We start from the raw sequence: 18,378 nt of genomic DNA, 5'->3' as shown, positions 1-18,378 counted from the left end.
TGCGCTAAGGATGCGTCAAGGGCTCCGGGTGGGCACTGTCGCTCCGCGGTCAGTTCCAGTAGAGGGTCCAACTCCCGTTGTTCAGAAGGAAGTTGGCGTACTCGTCGAGGTCGGTCTCTATCGTGTCCGGGCAGGAGGCGAAGTGTTCCGCCGCCAGCACCAGGGCCTCTTCCCCCGTTGCGGGCGGGGCCGCGACGGAGACCGTGAGGCGATCGGGCGTCAGGCCCACCACCCTGGCCCCGAACCTGTCCTCCCACGAGCGCAGCACCGCGCACAGGCGCGCCACGTCGGGCTCGTGCCTCCGTGCGCCGCGCCAGCCGATGGCCGCCGGGATGTCGGCGCTGCGGCGGGCCGGGACCAGGGCGATCCGGGCGCCCTTCAGATGGCCCTCGCCCGTCGCCGCCCCGGCGGTCTCGGCCGCCCTTCGGTCCGGGTCCTCGTGAAGCGCCGGGGCCTCCGCCAGGCCGGGCCACTCCTCGGGGTCGTAGCCCAGCTCCTCCTCGGCGTACGTCTCCCAGTGCTCGGCCAGCACGTCCTCGGCGTCGTGGTCGCCCGGGTACGACGCCTCGTCCGGGGCGAGCTCCCAGTCCGCCAACTCCCGTATTCCGCCCAGTAGTACGGGGTGCAGGCCGCTTGTCCTGCGGGCCGCTGCGAGGCGCGCCCAGTCCTGCGGGCCGGCCGGTTCGTCCGCGTGCCAGAGCAGCGGCTCCGCCGCCGGGCCGATCACCCTGCCCGGCGGCAGGTCGAGACCCAGCACCTTGCCGGTGGGGTCGTCCATCAGTTGCGGAAGTGGATTCGCAAGCATCGCCATGCCCCGAATGTAGATCCCACCACTGACAACGCCGCCCTCATGGTTCTGGGGGCGGAGTGTGAGAGTGCGGGGTTCAGAGTCCCGCGACGAAGCCCTGCCACGTGGTGGGGTTCACGGTGAGGGTGGGGCCCTCGGGGGCCTTGGAGTCGCGGATGTGGACGGCGGAGGGGTGGGTTGCCACCTCGACGCAGGCCCCGCCCTCGCTCCCGCTGTAGCTCGACTTGCGCCAAGCGCACGCGATTTCGACGCAGGCGCCGCCTTCGTCACTGCTGTAGCTGGACTTGAACCACGTAAGTGCGATGCTCATTGCTCTCCTAGTAGCCGGTCCAACAGGCCTCTTGTCTGCTCGGAGTTGAGGGCCTGCGTTCGCAGCATCGCATATTTCTGTGCCAAGACACTGACCTCGTCGGGGTCGGAAATGAGCTGACTTCCACGGTGGGTCTCGGTGTAGGCGAGGTGCTGGTGGTCCGGAGTCTCCAGGAGCACGAAGGGGCCTGCGAGCCCCGCGTGCGTATGCCTGCCGAGCGGCATGACCTGGAGGGTCAGCCCTGGTAGATCGGTGCAGCCGCGCAGGTGCCGCAGCATCTCCGCGTACACCGCGTCGCTGCCCAAGCGGTCTCGCAGGATGGCCTCGGAGATGACGAAGCTGAGGGTCGGCGGCTCCTTCCGATGCAGTATTTCCTGCCGCTCCAGCCGCGCAGCGACCTGCGCGTTGATCTCGTCCTCGCTCATCGCCGGCACCTTGCTGAGGAACACCGCCCGCGCGTAGCTCTCCGTCTGGAGCAGGCCCGGCAGTACCTGGTTCTCGAACCAGGACAGCGCGATGGCCTCGCGCTCCAGGTCCATGTACTCCTCCGCCCACGCCGGGATCAGGTCGATCTCCGGCATGTTCTCGACCGCCGTCGTCAACGCGCCCTTTGTGTCGAGGAGTTGGTCCAGCAAGGCGGCCAGGTCGAGTTTCAGGGGGCGGCGGCCCTGTTCGATCGAGGCGATCATCTCCTCGTGCAGCAGCACGCGCTCGCCCAGCTGGCGCTGGGTCAGGCCTGCGGCAATCCGGAAGGTCGCCACGAGGGCGCCGACCATCCTCATCGCCGACGTGTTCTTCCGGGGTCGCTTCCTGGGGTGCATGCCTGCGAACTCCCCATACGTACCCGTACGTTACGCATCGCGGACCCGTACAGAATTTGTGTACGGGTCCAGCCACTGCGGCCCGCCGCCACCGCTCCGAAACCCTCCCCCCATGACCGACAACAACATCACCGTCAGCGCGACCGGCAACGAAATGCGCGAGCGCTTCTACCCCCGCCGCCGCCAATCCGTCCCCGCCGCGCGGAACTTCGCGGCCGGGGCCGTGGCCGACTGGGGGTTTTTCCACCGCATCGACGACGTCCTGCTCTGCGTCAGCGAGCTCGCCACCAACGCCCTGTTGCACGGGGTGCCGCCGGGGCGGGGGGTTCCTTCTGCGGCTGCGGCTCTGCGAGGGGGCCGTGTTGCGGGCCGAGGTGCACGACAGCGGGGGCGGGGTGCCCCGGGTCGCCGACAGCCCGGACTGCGGTGGGCGCGGGCTGCTGCTCGTGGGCGCCGTCGCCGACAAGTGGGGCGTGGGGGAGCGGGACCCCGGGAAGGCTGTGTGGTGTGAGTTCGGCTGCGAGGGTCCGGCGCCGGACCGGGGTTCGGATCATGGAATGGGGCGTTAGGGGTGGGCGGGGGCTGCGTAGGGTGCGGGGTAGTCGGACGTCCGAGCAACTGACAGGAGCCGCACCATGCCCGCCACCTCATCGGCCGCCGCCGTGCCCGCGCTCGCCGCGCGTGCCGCGTCCGTCGGGTCCTCGCCCGTGCGGGAGATCCTCGCGCTGACCGCCCGGCCCGAGGTGATCTCGTTCGCGGGCGGGCTCCCCGCGCCCGAGCTGTTCGACGGCGAGGGCATGGCCGCCGCCTTCCGCGCCGTGATGGAGGGGGAGGCGGCGACCGCTCTGCAGTACTCGACCACCGAGGGCAGCCCCGCGCTGCGGGCCGCGACGGCCGCCCGGCTCAGCGCGCGCGGGCTCGCCACCGGCGCCGACGACCTGCTGATAACCACCGGCTCGCAGCAGGGCCTCACCCTCCTCGCCGCCGCGCTGATCGAACCCGGCGACGTCGTCCTCGTCGAAGACCCCTGCTACCTGGCCGCGTTGCAGGTCTTCGGCTTCGCCGGGGCCCGCGTCGTCGCCGTGCCCTGCGACGACGACGGGCCCGACCCCGCCGCCCTCGACGCGCTCGTCGCCCGCGAGCGGCCCAAGCTCTTCTACTGCGTGCCCACCTTCCAGAACCCCACCGGCCGCACCATGACCGCCGAGCGCCGCCGCGCGGTCGCCGACGTGGCCGTGCGGCGCGGGCTGTGGCTCGTCGAGGACGACCCGTACGGCGAGCTGCGCTACGAGGGCGAGCACGTGCCCTGGATTTCCTCCTACGAGGACGCCGCCGACCGCACCGTGCTGCTCAGCAGCTACTCGAAGATCATGGCGCCGGGGCTTCGCCTCGGCTGGGTGCGGGCGCCCCGCGCGCTGCTGCGGGCCTGCGTGATCGCCAAGCAGGCCTGTGACCTGCACACCCCGACCGTCAACCAGCTCGCCGCCGCCCGCTACCTCGCCGACCGCGACCTGGACGCCCACGTGGCCAAGGTCCGCGCCGCCTACGGCGAGCGCCGCGACGCCATGCTCGCGGGCCTCCCCGACGCGCTGCCCGAAGGCTCCACCTGGAACCGGCCCGAGGGCGGCATGTTCCTGTGGGCCCGCCTTCCGGAGGGAAGCGATGCGACTGCCCTGCTGCACAAGGTGGTTGAGCACGATGTCGCCTACGTTCCCGGTGCGCCCTTCTTCGCCGGCGTGCCGGACGCCGCCGCGCTGCGGCTGTGCTTCGTGACCTCCGCCCCGGACGAGATCCGGGAGGGCCTCGGGCGCCTCGGGCGCGCTCTCAAGGGCTGAACCGCCAGGAGGGGAAAGCCGGTTATTCCTCTCGGCCAGGGGAACTCCGGCCCGCCGGCCGGCTACCACGCCTCGATCGACGACAGGTCCGACTGCCAGTACGTGGCCATGGCCTGGCTGTCCACGACCGCGACGCTCTTGGAGAGCGCGGCGTACGCGGAGGGGCCCGTGGACTCCATGCCGGCCTTGCCCCGGAAGTACACGACGACCTGGCCCGTGTTGTACGACTTGCTGCCGTCGTCCTCGCCCTGGGTGCGGACCATCGCGTACGCGGAGGCGCCCGGCGCCAGCGACACCACCGCCTGGGGGATGGTGTCCTTGTCGACCGCGATCGGGGACTGCTGGGCGTTGGAGAAGGAGACGGCGGGGGCGTCGTAGGCGTTGCACATCGTCTTGCCGGTGTTGGTGACGGTCAGCAGGATGTGGTTGAGCGGGCGGTTCACCTCGGTCGCGGTCAGCTTCACGTTGGCGCCGGTGCAGGGCGCGTCGTTGGCGTCGCCGCCCCCGGAGGGCTTCTTCGTGGACTTGCCGGTCGACTTGGCCGGGGCGCCGGTGTGCTTGCCGGAGCCCGTACCCGCTCCCTTGCCGGAGTCCGAACCCTTGCTGCCCGCCGCGTCACCCGCCGTCGGAGCGGGGGCGGCGGTCGCCGGGGCGGAGGCCGAGGGCTGGTCGCCCGACGGCGCCGCGTCGGAACCGCTGTCGCCGCCGCAGGCGGTCAGGGCGAGGGCGGCGACGAGCGTGGTGGTCGCGGCGGCGGCGATGCGGAAGTTGGTACGCATGATGGTGGTGCTCCCCGTGTGTCGGTAAGTAGGTGCCCCGGACGCCGTGGCGGTGTCAGGGGCGGTAGTGGTGGATCAGCGTGATGAGGGTCGCGATGGACGCGGCCAGGACGACCACGGCCATCGAATCCGCGACGTTGAACCGGATGCGGAATCGCATGGACTGCTCCCGGAACGAGCTGTTCGGCTGGTTGCTGCAACTACCTTGCGGGCCGGTCGGATCGGCCCGCAATCGACGGGGGACAATGGGGGAAGCTGGAACGCTGGAACGGCTGTGACCTGGGGGAATGTCCTGTCCCTGGAATGCGTTCCTGGGATGGATGGGGAGGGAACCGGGGCATGGCGACGACGGAGTCCGAGCAGTTCGCGGCGCTGCTGAGGGAGTTGAAGGACCGCTCGGGGCGCAGTTACGGAGTGCTGGCGGGCAGGCTCCACATGAGTACGTCCACGCTCCACCGGTACTGCAACGGAGATGCGGTCCCGAACGAGTACGCACCCGTGGAGCGGCTCGCCCGGCTGTGCGGGGCGACCCCCGAGGAGTCCGTCGAACTGCACCGGCGCTGGATCCTGGCGGACGAGGCGCGGCGCCGCGCGCGAGGGGCGAACGCCGGGCCGGCTGCGGCCGAACCCGCTCCGGTTGCGGCTGAACCCGCGCCGGTGGCCGTCGAGCCCGTGCCTGTCCGGGAGCCGGAGCCGGCCCCCGAGCCCGCTCCGGTTCAGGAAACCCGGCCCGGGCTCGCGCAGGAATCCGATGGGGACTCCGACGCCGTCGAGCTCCCCGACGTCGTCCCCGCCGCCCCGCACGGCCCGAAACGCACGGGCAGGTTCAGCGGCAGGAAGGCGCGGCTCGGGCTCGTCGGGGCGGCCGTCGTCGCGCTCGCCGTGCCCGCCGTCGCCGTCGCGAGCCTGTCCGGGCGGGACGACGACAAGAGCTCCACGGTCGCCGACGCCAAGGAGAGCGGCCCCACGCTCAAGAGCCCGTCCGCCCGCCCGCCGAGCGGTTCGCCCAGCGCGCGCCCGAGTCCGTCGGTCTCACCCTCCCCGTCCGCCTCGTCGGGCAGCCCGGCCCCGAAGGGGCAGCAGAAGCACGCTCCGGAGGCGGGCGTTCCGCTGAGCGTCGGCATCAGCTCGTACGACTGGGAGCCGCCCTGCGGCAAGTTCTACCTGCTCGACCAGAAGCCCGGCTCGGTGCCGCCGCCCCCGGCCAATGTGCAGGACCGGCTCTCCTGGGCGCGGGCGCTGGGCGGGGTCGACGGCGGGGACCTGAAACTGGAGCTCACCGCGACCGGCAAGAGCCAGGACTCGGTGGTGATCACCGGCATCAACGTGCGGGTGGTGGGCCGCGAGGCGCCGCTCAAGTGGTCGGCGTACTCGATGGGTTCGGGCTGCGGCGGCGGTGTCGTCCCGCAGACCTTCGACGTCAATCTGGATGCGGCCCAGCCGGTCAGCAAGCCGGTCGCCGGCAAGCAGGGCGACACGGTCGTGCCGGCCAAGGACTTCCCCTTCAAGGTGTCCACGACCGACCCCGAGGTCTTCGACCTGGAGGTGCACACCGAGGCGCACGACGTCAGCTGGTACCTGGAGGTCACCTGGAGCAGCGGCGACCGCTCGGGCAAGATCCCGGTCTACGACAACGGGAAGCCGTTCCGCACCAGCGCGATCAAGGGCCGTCCGGCGTACGAGTACCGCCTGGACACCAATGTGTGGGACCACCTGGAGACCGGGTGAACCGGGCGGCCCCACACGGGAGTTGACGGTGACTAGAGGCGCTCGGGCGTCCGGATGCCGAGCAGGGCCATGCCCTGGTGCAGCGTCCGGGCGGTGAGGTCGCACAGGAAGAGGCGGTTCTCGACCACGTCCTGCGCCGGGCGCGGCTTGATCACCGGGCACTGGTCGTAGAACGTCGTGAACAGCGACGCCAGCTGGTACAGGTACGCCGCCAGCTTGTGCGGCGCGTACTCGGCCGACGCCTCGTAGACCAGATCGCCGAACGCGTCCAGGTGCAGGCCCAACGCCCGCTCCGCCGGGGCGAGTTCGAGCTCCGGGTGCGCGGCGGCGGTGTCGCCCTCGGACTTGCGCAGGATCGACTTGATCCGGGCGTACGCGTACTGGAGGTACACGGACGTGTCGCCGTTCAGCGACACCATCTGGTCCAGGTCGAACTTGTAGTCCCGGTTCGCCGACGTCGACAGGTCCGCGTACTTCACGGCGCCGATGCCGACGTACCGCCCGTTCTCGACGATCTCCTCCTCGGTCAGGCCCACCTTCTCGGCCTTCTCGCGCACGACCGCGGTGGCCCGCTCGGCGGCCTCGTCCAGGAGGTCCTCCAGCTTGACCGTCTCGCCCTCACGGGTCTTGAACGGCTTGCCGTCGGCCCCGAGCACCGTGCCGTAGCCCATGTTGTGCGCGGTGACCTCGTCGCCGAGCCAGCCCGCCCGGCGGGCCGCCTCGAAGACCATCTTGAAGTGCAGCGACTGGCGTACGTCCACGACGTAGATCAGGGAGGTCGCGTTCAGCTCGGTGACCCGGTTGCGGATCGCCGAGAGGTCGGACGCCGCGTAGCCGAAGCCGCCGTCCGCCTTCTGCACGATCAGCGGGACCGGCTGGTCGTCCTTGCCCCGGATCTCGTCGAAGAACACCACGAGCGCGCCCTCGGAGCGCACCGCGACACCGGACTCCTCCAGGAGCCGGGCCGTCTCCGGCATCAGGTCGTTGTACGCCGACTCGCCGACGATCTCGTCGTCCCGGATCTCCATGTCCAGCTTCTCGAAGACCGAGTAGAAGTAGACCTTCGACTCGTCCACGAACTGCTGCCACAGCTCCAGGGTCTCCTTGTCGCCGGACTGGAGCGCGACGACCCGCTTGCGGGCGCGCTCCTTGAACTCCTCGTCGGAGTCGAAGACCGCGCGCGAGGCCTTGTACACCCGGTTCAGGTTCGACATGGCCTGCTCGCCGTCGACGTCCTCCGGCGGGGCCAGCTCGCCGGGGTTCTCGATCAGGTACTGGATGAGCATGCCGAACTGGGTGCCCCAGTCGCCGATGTGGTGCCGGCCGATCGTCTTCTCGCCGGTGAAGTCGAGCATGCCGCGCAGCGCGTCGCCGATGACCGCCGAGCGCAGGTGGCCGACGTGCATCTCCTTGGCCACGTTGGGTTGGGCGTAGTCGATGACCGTGACGCCCGGGTGCTCCTTCAGCGGCACGCCGAGCCGGTCGTCGGCCGCACGGGCCGCGAGCGTCTCGATGATCGCCTTGTCGGCGAGCGTGATGTTGAGGAAGCCGGGTCCGGAGACCTCGATCTCCTTGATCGTGTCGCCCTGGACCTGGTCGACGACCTTGGTCGCGAGCTCGCGCGGGTTGCCCTTGAGCTTCTTCGCGAGCGCCAGGATGCCGTTGGCCTGGAAGTCGGCCCGGTCGCTTCGTCGCAGCAGCGGGTCGGTGGAGCCGGCCTCCGGCAGGGCAGCCGAGAGGGCGTCCGCCAGGCGCTGCTGGACAGTGGAAGCGAGGGAATGGACCGAGGCCATGAGGTGCCGTTCCTGTCGGGAGTGAGGACGATTGCCCTCAGATTCTCCCACGTGGCCCCCTTCCCTTTCTCCCGAGATACGGGCAACCCCCGAGGGGCTCGTTCCGTCTGGGAGAATGGGCATGCCAGCCTCTCCCAGGCATACGAGAAAGAAGGACGTGCCGACCGTGGCTCAGAGCAGCACCGAGACCGACTGGGTCTCCCGTTTCGCGGACGATGTCATCGCCGAGTCGGAGCGACGTGCGCCTGGCAAACCGGTCGTCGTCGCGTCCGGCCTCTCCCCGTCCGGCCCCATCCACCTGGGCAACCTGCGCGAGGTCATGACCCCGCACCTGGTCGCGGACGAGATCCGCCGGCGCGGGTACGAGGTCCGCCACCTGATCTCCTGGGACGACTACGACCGCTACCGCAAGGTGCCGCTCGGCATCCCCGGTGTGGACGAGTCGTGGAACGAGCACATCGGCCGCCCGCTGACCTCGGTCCCGGCGCCGGTGGGCTCCTCGTACCCGAACTGGGCCGAGCACTTCAAGGCCGCCATGATCGAGGCGCTCGCCGAGCTGGGCGTCGAGTACGACGGCATCAGCCAGACCGAGCAGTACACGACCGGCGTCTACCGCGACCAGGTGCTGCACGCGATGAAGCACCGCGGCGACATCGACGCGATCCTGGAGCAGTACCGGACCAAGAAGGCCCCGGGCAAGAAGTCGCAGAAGCCGGTCGACGAGGCCGAGCTGGAGGCCGCCGAGGGCTCCGGCGCGGCGGCCGAGGACGACGGCACGGGCTCGACGGGCTACTTCCCGTACAAGCCGTACTGCGGCGGCTGCGGCAAGGACCTCACGGTCGTCTCGGCCTACGACGACGACACCACGGAGCTGACCTACACCTGCTCCGCGTGCGCGTTCTCGGAGACCGTCCGGCTCAGCGAGTTCAACCGCGGCAAGCTGGTCTGGAAGGTCGACTGGCCGATGCGCTGGGCGTACGAGGGCGTGATCTTCGAGCCCTCGGGCGTCGACCACTCCTCGCCGGGCTCGTCGTTCCAGGTCGGCGGCCAGATCGTGTCGATCTTCGACGGCGTCCAGCCGATCGGCCCGATGTACGCCTTCGTCGGCATCAGCGGCATGGCCAAGATGTCCTCCTCGAAGGGCGGCGTCCCGACCCCGGCCGACGCGCTGCAGATCATGGAGCCGCAGCTGCTCCGCTGGCTGTACGCGCGCCGCAGGCCGAACCAGTCGTTCAAGATCGCCTTCGACCAGGAGATCCAGCGGCTCTACGACGAGTGGGACAAGCTGGAGGCGAAGGTCGCCGACGGCTCGGTGCTGCCCGCCGACGCCGCCGCGTACGCCCGGGCCGCCCGCACGGCCGCCGGTGAGCTGCCGCGCACCGCGCGCCCGCTGCCGTACCGCACGCTGGCCTCGGTCGTGGACATCACCGCGGGCCACGAGGACCAGACCCTGCGCATCCTCAGCGAGCTGGACCCGGCGAACCCGGTCACCTCGCTCGACGAGGTCCGCCCGCGCCTGGACCGCGCCGAGAACTGGATCACCACCCAGGTCCCGGCCGACCAGCGCACCCTGGTCCGCGAGGAGCCGGACGCCGAGCTGCTCGGTTCGCTCGACGACGAGGGCCGCGAGTCGCTGCGGCTCCTGGCCGAGGGCCTGGACTCGCACTGGTCGCTGGACGGGCTCACCACGCTCGTCTACGGCGTGCCGAAGGTGATGGCGGGCCTGGCCCCCGACGCCAAGCCGACGCCCGAGCTGAAGGTCGCCCAGCGGTCGTTCTTCGCGCTGCTCTACAAGCTCCTGGTGAGCCGTGAGACGGGGCCCCGCCTGCCCACCCTGCTCCTCGCCGTCGGCGCGGACCGGGTGCGCAAGCTGCTCGCCGCCTGACCTGCCGCATGGCCGAGGGCCGCCACCCGTTCCCGGGTGGCGGCCCTCGGTGTTTGCCCCAAGTGGGCCTGGTTGTATGTGTGCTGACGTGCCGTCAGGCGATGTGGTCCTCGGCGAGCTCGGCGTCGTAGCGCTGCTTGAAACCGGGGATCAGGCCGCGCAGCAGGGCGGTGCTGCGGGGGTGGGTCACTCCGTAGCCGTCGGAGAGGTGTATTTCGAGGACCTCGACGCTCGGGTAGTCGTTGTGCTGGTGCGCGTACTGGCGGAACACGTCATACGCCACCCGGGCGAACTCCGCGTCCTCCAGGGCGGGTTCCTCGGGCTCCGGCACGGGCTGCGGTTCCGCCGCGCGGGGGCCGGGCACACCGAGGCGGCGTTCGCGGCCGGGGCCCGCCGGGACCATCACGGGCTCCTGCTCCTGGCCCGGCTGGAACTCGACTTCCGCCTGCGCCTGCGCGAAGGCCGGGTCGTACGTGCCCTCGTACACCTCGGGCGAGACGTGCTGGGCGGCGAACCACGGGCTCTCGTGCGTGGTGGGCTGCTCCGGCTCGGCGTACGTCTGCTCCTGCTCGGGCCGCGGGGCCTGGGTCTGGGTCTGGAGCGGGGGCTCCTCGGGGGCGGAGTGGGCGTGGGCCGGGGGGAGTTCCGGCTGCGGCTCGTGCTGCACGGTCACCGGCGGGGGCGGCAGGAGGACCGGATCCATGCCGGCGGCGGCGAGGCCGGCCGGGGCGGTCTCGGCGAGCGGGACGCCGAACTTGGCCAGGCGCAGTGGCATGAGGGATTCGACGGGGGCCTTGCGGCGCCAGGCGCGGCCGTAGACGGACTGGAGGCGGGCGCGGTAGACGAGGCGGTCCTGTTCGAGCTTGATGACCTGCTCGTAGCTGCGCAGCTCCCACAGCTTCATGCGGCGCCACAGCAGGAAGGTGGGGACGGGGGAGAGCAGCCAGCGGGTGAGGCGGACGCCTTCCATGTGCTTGTCGGCGGTGATGTCGGCGATCCGGCCGACCGCGTGCCGGGCCGCTTCCACGGCGACGACGAACAGGACCGGGATGACCGCGTGCATGCCCACGCCCAGCGGGTCCGGCCAGGCGGCGGCGCCGTTGAAGGCGATGGTGGCGGCGGTGAGCAGCCAGGCGGTCTGGCGGAGCAGCGGGAACGGGATGCGGATCCAGGTGAGGAGCAGGTCGAGGGCGAGCAGCACACAGATGCCCGCGTCGATGCCGACCGGGAAGACGTAGGCGAAGTTCCCGAAGCCCTTCTTGAGCGCGAGCTCGCGGACCGCCGCGTACGAACCCGCGAAACCGATCCCGGCGATCACCACGGCACCCGCGACCACCAACCCGATCAGAATGCGGTGCGTGCGTGTCAGCTGAGTCGCGGCCACCCGCGCCCCCTCCCCTTGTCAAGCAACTGGCGGGCACAGCCTGGCACATGCGTACGGAGTCCGGCCCACAGGGGAGGGCCGGACTCCGTACGGCCCTGCGAGCGCTACTTGTTGTTCGCTGTGGCCACCGCGGTGACCGCCTCCTTGGCGGTGACGGTGGCGCCCTCCTGGACCTCGTTGGTCTGGGGGGCGTCGGCGCCCTGGTAGCCGGTGCCGTTGTAGTCGACGGCGACCACGACGTTGGCGGTGCGGACCACGACGACGCCGTACTTGAAGTCCGCGTCGGTCTTCTTCAGGTCGAAGGTGATCGCGGTCGCCTGGTCGCCGAGGCCGGAGACCGGCGAGGTCTTCACGTTCTTCGCATCGGCCGTCGACCGGGCGGCCGAGACGGCCCGCTCGAACTGCTTCTGGGCCAGCGCGTCGCCGGTGCCGAGGCCCTGCGTGGAGTCGTAGCGCTTGAAGTCGACGTCGAGCCAGCGGTAGAGCGAGCCCTGGACGCCCTTGTCGTCGAGGCCGTTCCAGGTGCAGCTCGCCTGGGCCTGCGGGTCGGAGGTCTTGCCGACCTCGCCCGCCTTCGTCTTCGCCTTGGGGACGTACTTGTCGATCGACCCGGCGCCGATCGACTGGCACGCCTCGGGGAGCTTCTTGAACTTCGCCGGGGCGAGGGAGGGCGACGAGGAGGCCTGCTTGCCGCCGGAGGCCGACGAGGACGCCGAGTCCGACTTCTTGTCGCCGCCCGAGTCGGAGGAGCAGCCCACTGCGACGAGCATCACAGGGACGGCGGCACAGGCGAGGACACGGGCGAGCCGGATGCGCGGGGCCGGGGCGTGGGCCTTTTCGGGGGTGGCCGGGGCTGATCGGTGCATGATTCCTTCGCTCTTCGTTCTTCGCGCTGGCGCGCTATTCGCTGAACTGCTCGACGAGCTTGCCGGCCAGAGCCTGGGCCTGCTCCTGCAGCTCCTTGCTGTCGGGGACCACGGCGGATGCCGCGGCCTGGGCGGTGTACTCGATGGTCACGATCACATTGGACGTACGGAAGACCACAGTGACGGTACGTTGTCCGGCCCCCGAACCGCTGTCGGTGCCGGACGGGGACAATACGTCGTTCAGGAAGGCGGCGTCACCGAGCCCGCTCAGCCGGCGCGGCTGGAGGCCGTCCGCGTCACTGCTCCGCGAGGGGCTCGGGGAGACCGGGGAACCGCTGGGCGGGGCCACCGGGCGGGACGGGGTGCCGGGGGCGCCGGAGGCCGGCGGGCCGGACGGGGCCGGGGCAGCGGACGAGGTCGGAGCGGGTGCGGAGCTCTTGGGGGCGGGCAGATTCGCCGCCGTCTCCTTCTTCCCGTACAGCTCCTTGGTCTGGTCGTCGTCGCTCACCGCGGGGTCGTAGGAGACGACCCGCTCGAAGTCGACCGTGAGCCTTCGCACACCTTCGCCCGTCTCGTCCTTCCAGCGGCAGCCGACCCGGCGGTCGGTGTCGTAGGTCAGGTCGGCGGTGCCCGCGTACTCCTTGGTGGCGTCGGCCTCCGCGAGGGCGGCCGCGCCCGGCAGCATGTCTTTGAGCACACTCTTGCTCACGGCCCGGCAGGGCTCGGGAAGGGTGCGGTACTTGCCGGGCTGCGCGGCGGCCGACTTGGGCACGCCCGCCTTGGAATCGTCGGTGGAGCCGTCGCCGCCCGAAGCCGCCGAGCAGCCCGAAGCGAGCGCCACAAGCAGCGCGAGACCGGGCACGTACGCCTTTCGCTGCACGGCTTCCAGGCTCCTTTCAGCAGGACGACGTAGGAAAAAGCGGTTGCCGCCCGAGGGCGGTGGCCGGACACAATGTGTATCGCACGCGCACCTGTGAACGCCGGTCCGCTGTCCTGGATGTGGACCTTGGCGCCAGTTTTGCCTTACGTGCACTTTCAGGCGCTTTGGTGCCGTTTTCTGCTCTCGGGGGATCGAGGAATTATGTCGTACGTGGAGATGCCCGGGGCACGGGTGCCCATCAGGATGTGGACCGACCCGGCGTCGGTGGACTCGGGCGCGCTGCAGCAGCTGCGCAATACGGCCACCCTTCCGTGGGTCAAGGGCCTCGCCGTGATGCCGGACGTCCACTACGGCAAGGGCGCCACGGTCGGCTCGGTCATCGCCATGCAGGGCGCGGTGTGCCCGGCGGCGGTGGGCGTGGACATCGGCTGCGGCATGTCCGCGGTCAAGACCTCGCTGACCGCCAACGATCTCCCGGGCGACCTCTCCCGGCTCCGCTCGAAGATCGAACAGGCCATCCCGGTGGGCCGGGGCATGCACGGCGACCCGGTGGACCCGGGGCGGCTGCACGGCTTCTCGACGTCGGGGTGGGACGGGTTCTGGGAGCGGTTCGGGGGGATCGCCGAGTCGGTCAAGTTCCGCGAGGAGCGGGCCGCGAAGCAGATGGGAACGCTCGGATCAGGCAACCACTTCGTCGAGTTCTGTCTGGACGAGTCGGGTTCGGTCTGGCTGATGCTGCACTCCGGGTCCCGGAACATCGGCAAGGAGCTCGCCGACTTCCACATCGGCGAGGCGCAGAAGCTCCCGCACAACCAGGGCCTGGTCGATCGTGACCTGGCCGTCTTCGTCGCGGACACCCCGCAGATGACGGCGTACCGGAGCGACCTGTTCTGGGCGCAGGAGTACGCGCAGTACAACCGGGCGATCATGATGGCGCTCTTCCAGGACGTGGTCCGCAAGGAGTTCAAGAAGGCCAGGGTGACCTTCGAACCGGTCATTTCCTGTCACCACAACTATGTGGCGGAGGAGCGGTACGACGGCATGGACCTGCTGGTCACCCGCAAGGGCGCGATCCGGGCGGGCTCCGGCGACTTCGGGATCATCCCGGGCTCGATGGGCACGGGTTCGTACATCGTGAAGGGCCTCGGCAACGCGGCGTCCTTCAACTCGGCCTCGCACGGCGCGGGCCGCAAGATGAGCCGCAGCGCGGCGAAGCGGACGTTCTCGACGCGCGACCTGGCCGAGCAGACCCGGGGCGTGGAGTGCCGCAAGGACGCGGGTGTGGTGGACGAGGCCCCGGGCGCCTACAAGCCGATCGAGAAGGTCATGGACCAGCAGCGCGACCTGGTGGAGGTCGTGGCGAAGCTGAAGCAGGTGGTGTGCGTGAAGGGCTGAGGTGCCGGTGGGTGGCGCGTCCGGCCGGTTCGCAGGGGCGGGGGAGCGCGGCCGGGCCGGGGGCTCTCGCCCCCGGCCGCCGCCTCTTCCCGGCCCGCATGCCGGGAAAGCGCCGGAAGGGGCGCGCGGCTGTGCCTTCGGCGAGCCGAAGGCCTGCCGGGCACTGCCCGTATCACGAGGACGTACCGGGGAGGGGTCCGGTTTTGTCCGGGCGGCGGTGGCAGAAGCCGCCCGGTGTCCGCGGGACGCCCGGCAGGGCATCGTCTGCCCATGCCCTGCACTGCCGGTTCTGGCGTACGCGGACAACGTCCTCGTGACAGCGGACGTCAGGACGGTCCGGTGCCGCCCCCGTTACGGGGCGTGCCATTGATCGTCCTCAACCAGCATGCAGGAAGCGGCGGTAGTTTTCCGCTGAAGATTTATCCGCTGAAAAGCGGGGTGGGAAAAGATCCGGCCCGGCGGGCGGGATACATGTGACCAGGTGGCCGGATGAGCCCTGGCCGGTGGCGGTGCGTCAGGCCGTGGCCTGGCCGTGGTGCGGCGGGCGGTCGTCGATGAGGCGCTCGTCCGACAGGGCCCACTGATAGGTGAGTTCCTGAAGCGTGGACGCTCCGAACAGCTCCCGCAAGGTTTGTACCTCCTTGGAAAGGCTGCGCAGTCCGATACCGAGGCGCTGCGCGGTGAGGCGCTGCTCGATGCCGCGGGCCATGTCGCGCAGGATCTCGCGCTGGAGCAGCGTCGTGCGCGTACCGCCGGACCCGGCCGAGCGGGGCGCGCCGCTGTGCGGGTCGCCGCTCCACGGGTCGGCGCGCCGCCAGCACTCCTCGAAGACCTCGGCGATGAACGCCACCACGGCCCGGTCCCGTACGTGCCAGGAGGCATGGCCGGGCGCGGAGTTGACGACGTGGTCGGAGATGAACGCCTGGCGCCGGTCGATGACCACGCAGCGCTGGAACTGGGTGACCTGGGTGCGGAACTGGGCTCCGCGGCCCGTCATCGCGCTCACATAGGCGCGGGTCACCGCGTCGTCGCGGCCGGTGTCGAGATACAGGCTGCGGATGTGGACGCCGCGGGCGAGCGCCGCGCGGTCCCGCTCCTCGACGGCCGCGAGCTGGGCCTCGGTCCGCGGGCCGCAGGGCTGTGCGGTGAGGAGCTCGGCGCGGGCCCGGCCGACGGCCTGCTCGATACGGGCGTCGACGAGCTCGGGCTCGCCGAGGAACTCCGAGCCGCGGCCCGAGCGCCACTTGGCGCGCTCGAAGTGCAGGCTCAGCTCGTCGGTGACCTGGGGGATACGGGCCGCGAGCGCGGCCTTGGCCGCCATCCGGCGCAGCTCGTCGTCCAGGCGGCGCCGGCCGGCCTCCTGGGGGTCGAGCGCGATGGGCAGGTGCGGCAGCCGCGGATCGGTGGTGACCAGGCCCCACTCGGCGAGCTCCGCGAGCGCCCGGGCGTCCCGCTCCGGATCGATGTGCTCATGGCGGGTGACCCGGCCGTAGACGTCGACGGCCTCGGGTGACAACGCTCCGGCGTTGGCCGCCCGGCTGTCCGGTTCGCCCATGTCTGCCCCCGTTGCGACGCTGCGTGTGTGCGCCCGGCGTACGTGCGCACCCCGCTACCGCTTGATCCGTGCACGGCTCATCAGTCAGCGTACCCGTGGGGTCTCTCCTGGCGGGTGCCTCGGCGGCCATCCCGAAGGGGGCGGGCGCCAACGCTGTGCCCGGAGGGGGCCGACCGTACCTGACCCGTCCATGAAAGGGCACACCTCGCCAATCACCTCCCGGCCCGCGTACCGGCCGTGATGGCCGACGCCGTCCTCGACCCGCCCGCGGTGACCGCTGTGCTCCCAGCCCCTGACGCGTCCGTCTCCGTCCGGGGCCGCTGTGCTGTCGGCGGGCCGCGCCCGCACCGGCCCGCACCGGCCGTCCGGCGCCCCGAGGGCACCCCGTGCGCTCCGAGGAATCGGTCCGCTCCGACAATGGGACGTACGCCGACAATGGAGCGTACGCCGACCATGGGAAGCGCACCGGGAAGCCGGTGCACGCCGATCATCCGGCCCGGAGCCGATGGCAGAGTCGGGACCGAACGTCGGGAGCGGCTGTTCCAACCGCGCGGCCAATGGCGAAGTCGCCGGCCGCCCGTTACCGGGGGAGAACCACAGATGGACAAGCCCGCTCTGCGCTCTCTGCTGCGCGAGCGCCGCGCGCTGATCACGCCCGAGAGCCATGGGCTGAGCAGACCCACCCGGCAGGGCCGGCGGGCACCTGGCCTGTCCCAGGCCCAGATCGACCAGATCCTGCACCGCGCCCCCGACACCTACGGCCGCCTGGAGTCCGGCCGCTACCCCAACCCGCCCGCGGACCTGCTCCAGGACGTGGCCCGCCTGCTCGGCATGAACGAGCAGGAGTGGATAGCCCTGTGGCGGTACTGCCTGGGCCAGGACCCGCCGTTCCCGCTGCATTCGCAGTCCGGGGAGGAGATCCCCGGCGTGTGGCAAGAGGCCGTCGACGGCATCGGACACATGGCGTACGTCAATGACCGGTCGTGGAACCTGCTTGCCTACAACCAGCGCTGGACCGAGATGTTCCCCGGTGGGCGGGTGCCGCAGAACACCATGCGGTGGATGGCGCTCGACCCCGCAGCCCGCGAGACCCTGACCGACTGGGAGCACTCCTGGGCGCCGCTGGTGCTGCCCCAATTGCGGGCCGCGCTGGCCGCCGACCCCACCGACGAGACGCTGGCCCAGATCGAGAAGGAGGTCCTGGAGGACCCGCTCGCCTCCGGGATCTACAACCGGGCCAGCGCCTACCTCCACCTCGACGGCGACGAACGCCCCCTCAACCACGCGGCCCAGGGGCCAGGCTGGGTGACGATGTGCGCCGCCCAGCCGATGGCGGCGCCGGGTGCCCGCATGATCATTCTGGTGTTCCACGCGGGCGAGAAGCGGCGGCACACGCGGGCCCCGATGCTTCGGGCGAGGGTGCAGTAGGTCTGGGCCCGGCAGGGGGGCGCTCGGCCCGGCCCGGGGGTGGTGAAGGCCTTGGGCCGGGGTGCGGTTCGGGCCGGCCCGGGTGTGGTGGGCCGGGGTGTCGGCCCCGGCCCGATTCCGGCTACAGCTCGCGGTGGACCTTGGTGTTGGAGGCCTGGGCGCGGGGTCGGACCACGAGCAGGTCGATGTTGACGTGGCTGGGCCGGGTGACCGCCCAGGTGATGGTCTCGGCGACGTCGTCGGCGGTGAGCGGCTCGGCCACGCCCGCGTACACCTTGGCGGCCTTCTCGGTGTCGCCGCGGAAGCGCGTCGTCGCGAACTCCTCCGTCTTCACCATGCCGGGCGCGATCTCGATGACCCGTACCGGGCGGCCGACGATCTCCAGGCGCAGCGTCTCGGCGAGCACGCGCGCGCCGTTCTTCGCGGCCACGTAGCCGCCGCCTCCCTCGTACGTGGCGTGGCCCGCCGTGGAGGACAGGATGACGACCGTGCCGTCGCCCGAGGCTTCCAGCGCGGGCAGCAGGGCCTGGGTGACATTGAGCGAGCCGATGACGTTCGTCTCGTACATCTGCCGCCAGTCGTCCGGGCTGCCGGTGGCGACCGGGTCCGCGCCCAGCGCGCCGCCCGCGTTGTTGACGAGCACCCCGATGGTGCGGAAGGCGGTGGCGAACTCGTCCACCGCGGCCCGGTCCGTCACGTCCAGCGCGTACGCCGTCGCCTGGTGGCCCGCCTCGTTGATCTCGGCGGCCAGCGCCTCGATGCGGTCCTTGCGGCGGGCGGTGACCACCACGCGGTAGCCGGCGGCGGCCAGCTGCCGGGCGGTGGCGGCACCGATCCCGCTGCTCGCTCCGGTGACGACGGCGATCGGGGTCCCGGCGGCAGTCATGTCGTGCTCCTCGCGCGTGTGGCGA

At 71.2% G+C, this 18,378-nt stretch carries 15 protein-coding genes and 1 pseudogene; 6 read left to right on the top strand and 10 right to left on the bottom strand.

The genetic code is table 11. The features are described 5' to 3' along the window. Positions 1-49: 49 nt before the first annotated feature. The 3 genes from ACSHXC_RS16875 to ACSHXC_RS16865 all read right to left on the bottom strand — a co-directional run bounded on the left by ACSHXC_RS16875 (position 50) and on the right by ACSHXC_RS16865 (position 1,939). Positions 50-811, bottom strand: a complete 762-nt coding sequence (locus ACSHXC_RS16875; RefSeq protein ID WP_438292386.1) for a DUF4253 domain-containing protein — start codon at positions 809-811, stop codon at positions 50-52. A 73-nt stretch (positions 812-884) separates the two neighbouring features. Further along, complete coding sequence (locus tag ACSHXC_RS16870) at positions 885-1,118, bottom strand: DUF397 domain-containing protein (RefSeq protein ID WP_438292385.1); 234 nt, start codon at positions 1,116-1,118, stop codon at positions 885-887. Then, positions 1,115-1,939, bottom strand: coding sequence for a helix-turn-helix domain-containing protein (locus tag ACSHXC_RS16865; RefSeq protein ID WP_438292384.1), 825 nt, complete (start codon positions 1,937-1,939; stop codon positions 1,115-1,117). The genes ACSHXC_RS16870 and ACSHXC_RS16865 overlap by 4 nt, the downstream gene beginning before the upstream one ends. 112 nt (positions 1,940-2,051) lie before the next feature. On the opposite strand from ACSHXC_RS16865, the pseudogene ACSHXC_RS16860 reads away from it, so the two are divergent. Further along, positions 2,052-2,508, top strand: a pseudogene (locus tag ACSHXC_RS16860) (ATP-binding protein). Between the two features lie 66 nt (positions 2,509-2,574). Then, a complete protein-coding gene (locus tag ACSHXC_RS16855) occupies positions 2,575-3,774 on the top strand; it encodes a PLP-dependent aminotransferase family protein (RefSeq protein ID WP_438292383.1) in 1,200 nt (399 codons plus the stop codon). Between the two features lie 62 nt (positions 3,775-3,836). On the opposite strand, the gene ACSHXC_RS16850 is transcribed toward ACSHXC_RS16855, so the two are convergent. Next, on the bottom strand, positions 3,837-4,553 hold the full coding sequence (locus ACSHXC_RS16850) for a DUF4232 domain-containing protein (RefSeq protein ID WP_438292382.1): 717 nt from the start codon (positions 4,551-4,553) through the stop codon (positions 3,837-3,839). Between the two features lie 339 nt (positions 4,554-4,892). Here ACSHXC_RS16850 and ACSHXC_RS16845 point away from each other — a divergent pair, with 339 nt between their 5' ends. Continuing rightward, on the top strand, positions 4,893-6,281 hold the full coding sequence (locus ACSHXC_RS16845; protein ID WP_438292381.1) for a helix-turn-helix domain-containing protein: 1,389 nt from the start codon (positions 4,893-4,895) through the stop codon (positions 6,279-6,281). Positions 6,282-6,313: 32 nt separating this feature from the next. Here the strand turns inward: ACSHXC_RS16845 and argS are convergent, their stop codons facing one another. Then, entirely contained in the window at positions 6,314-8,074 is a 1,761-nt protein-coding gene (gene argS / locus ACSHXC_RS16840) for an arginine--tRNA ligase (protein ID WP_438292380.1), read from the bottom strand. A 157-nt stretch (positions 8,075-8,231) separates the two neighbouring features. Here argS and lysS point away from each other — a divergent pair, with 157 nt between their 5' ends. Then, on the top strand, positions 8,232-9,959 hold the full coding sequence (gene lysS, locus ACSHXC_RS16835; RefSeq protein ID WP_438292379.1) for a lysine--tRNA ligase: 1,728 nt from the start codon (positions 8,232-8,234) through the stop codon (positions 9,957-9,959). 94 nt (positions 9,960-10,053) lie between these two features. On the opposite strand, the gene ACSHXC_RS16830 is transcribed toward lysS, so the two are convergent. The 3 genes from ACSHXC_RS16830 to ACSHXC_RS16820 form a co-directional block, all read right to left on the bottom strand. Continuing rightward, positions 10,054-11,343, bottom strand: coding sequence for a DUF2637 domain-containing protein (locus tag ACSHXC_RS16830; protein ID WP_438292378.1), 1,290 nt, complete (start codon positions 11,341-11,343; stop codon positions 10,054-10,056). 104 nt (positions 11,344-11,447) lie between these two features. Further along, positions 11,448-12,209, bottom strand: a complete 762-nt coding sequence (locus tag ACSHXC_RS16825) for a DUF3558 domain-containing protein (RefSeq protein ID WP_438292377.1) — start codon at positions 12,207-12,209, stop codon at positions 11,448-11,450. Between the two features lie 34 nt (positions 12,210-12,243). Next, on the bottom strand, positions 12,244-13,089 hold the full coding sequence (locus tag ACSHXC_RS16820; RefSeq protein WP_438292376.1) for a DUF3558 domain-containing protein: 846 nt from the start codon (positions 13,087-13,089) through the stop codon (positions 12,244-12,246). Positions 13,090-13,290: 201 nt separating this feature from the next. Here ACSHXC_RS16820 and ACSHXC_RS16815 point away from each other — a divergent pair, with 201 nt between their 5' ends. Next, positions 13,291-14,484 carry an RtcB family protein gene (locus ACSHXC_RS16815; protein ID WP_438292375.1) on the top strand — a complete coding sequence of 398 codons (1,194 nt, stop codon included), beginning with the start codon at positions 13,291-13,293 and terminating at the stop codon, positions 14,482-14,484. 514 nt (positions 14,485-14,998) lie between these two features. On the opposite strand, the gene ACSHXC_RS16810 is transcribed toward ACSHXC_RS16815, so the two are convergent. Beyond that, positions 14,999-16,039, bottom strand: a complete 1,041-nt coding sequence (locus ACSHXC_RS16810) for a hypothetical protein (RefSeq protein ID WP_438292374.1) — start codon at positions 16,037-16,039, stop codon at positions 14,999-15,001. 600 nt (positions 16,040-16,639) lie between these two features. Here ACSHXC_RS16810 and ACSHXC_RS16805 point away from each other — a divergent pair. Further along, on the top strand, positions 16,640-17,467 hold the full coding sequence (locus ACSHXC_RS16805; protein WP_438292373.1) for an MmyB family transcriptional regulator: 828 nt from the start codon (positions 16,640-16,642) through the stop codon (positions 17,465-17,467). A 121-nt stretch (positions 17,468-17,588) separates the two neighbouring features. Here ACSHXC_RS16805 and ACSHXC_RS16800 read toward each other — a convergent pair whose 3' ends face one another. Continuing rightward, entirely contained in the window at positions 17,589-18,353 is a 765-nt protein-coding gene (locus ACSHXC_RS16800; RefSeq protein WP_189968750.1) for an SDR family NAD(P)-dependent oxidoreductase, read from the bottom strand. Between the last annotated feature and the right edge of the window lie 25 nt (positions 18,354-18,378).

It is taken from the genome of Streptomyces sp. HUAS TT7, from assembly GCF_051550175.1.
In the GTDB taxonomy this organism is placed as follows: domain Bacteria; phylum Actinomycetota; class Actinomycetes; order Streptomycetales; family Streptomycetaceae; genus Streptomyces.
Note: the sequence above shows the minus strand (reverse complement) of the source record. Positions and strands in the feature narration are given on the sequence as shown.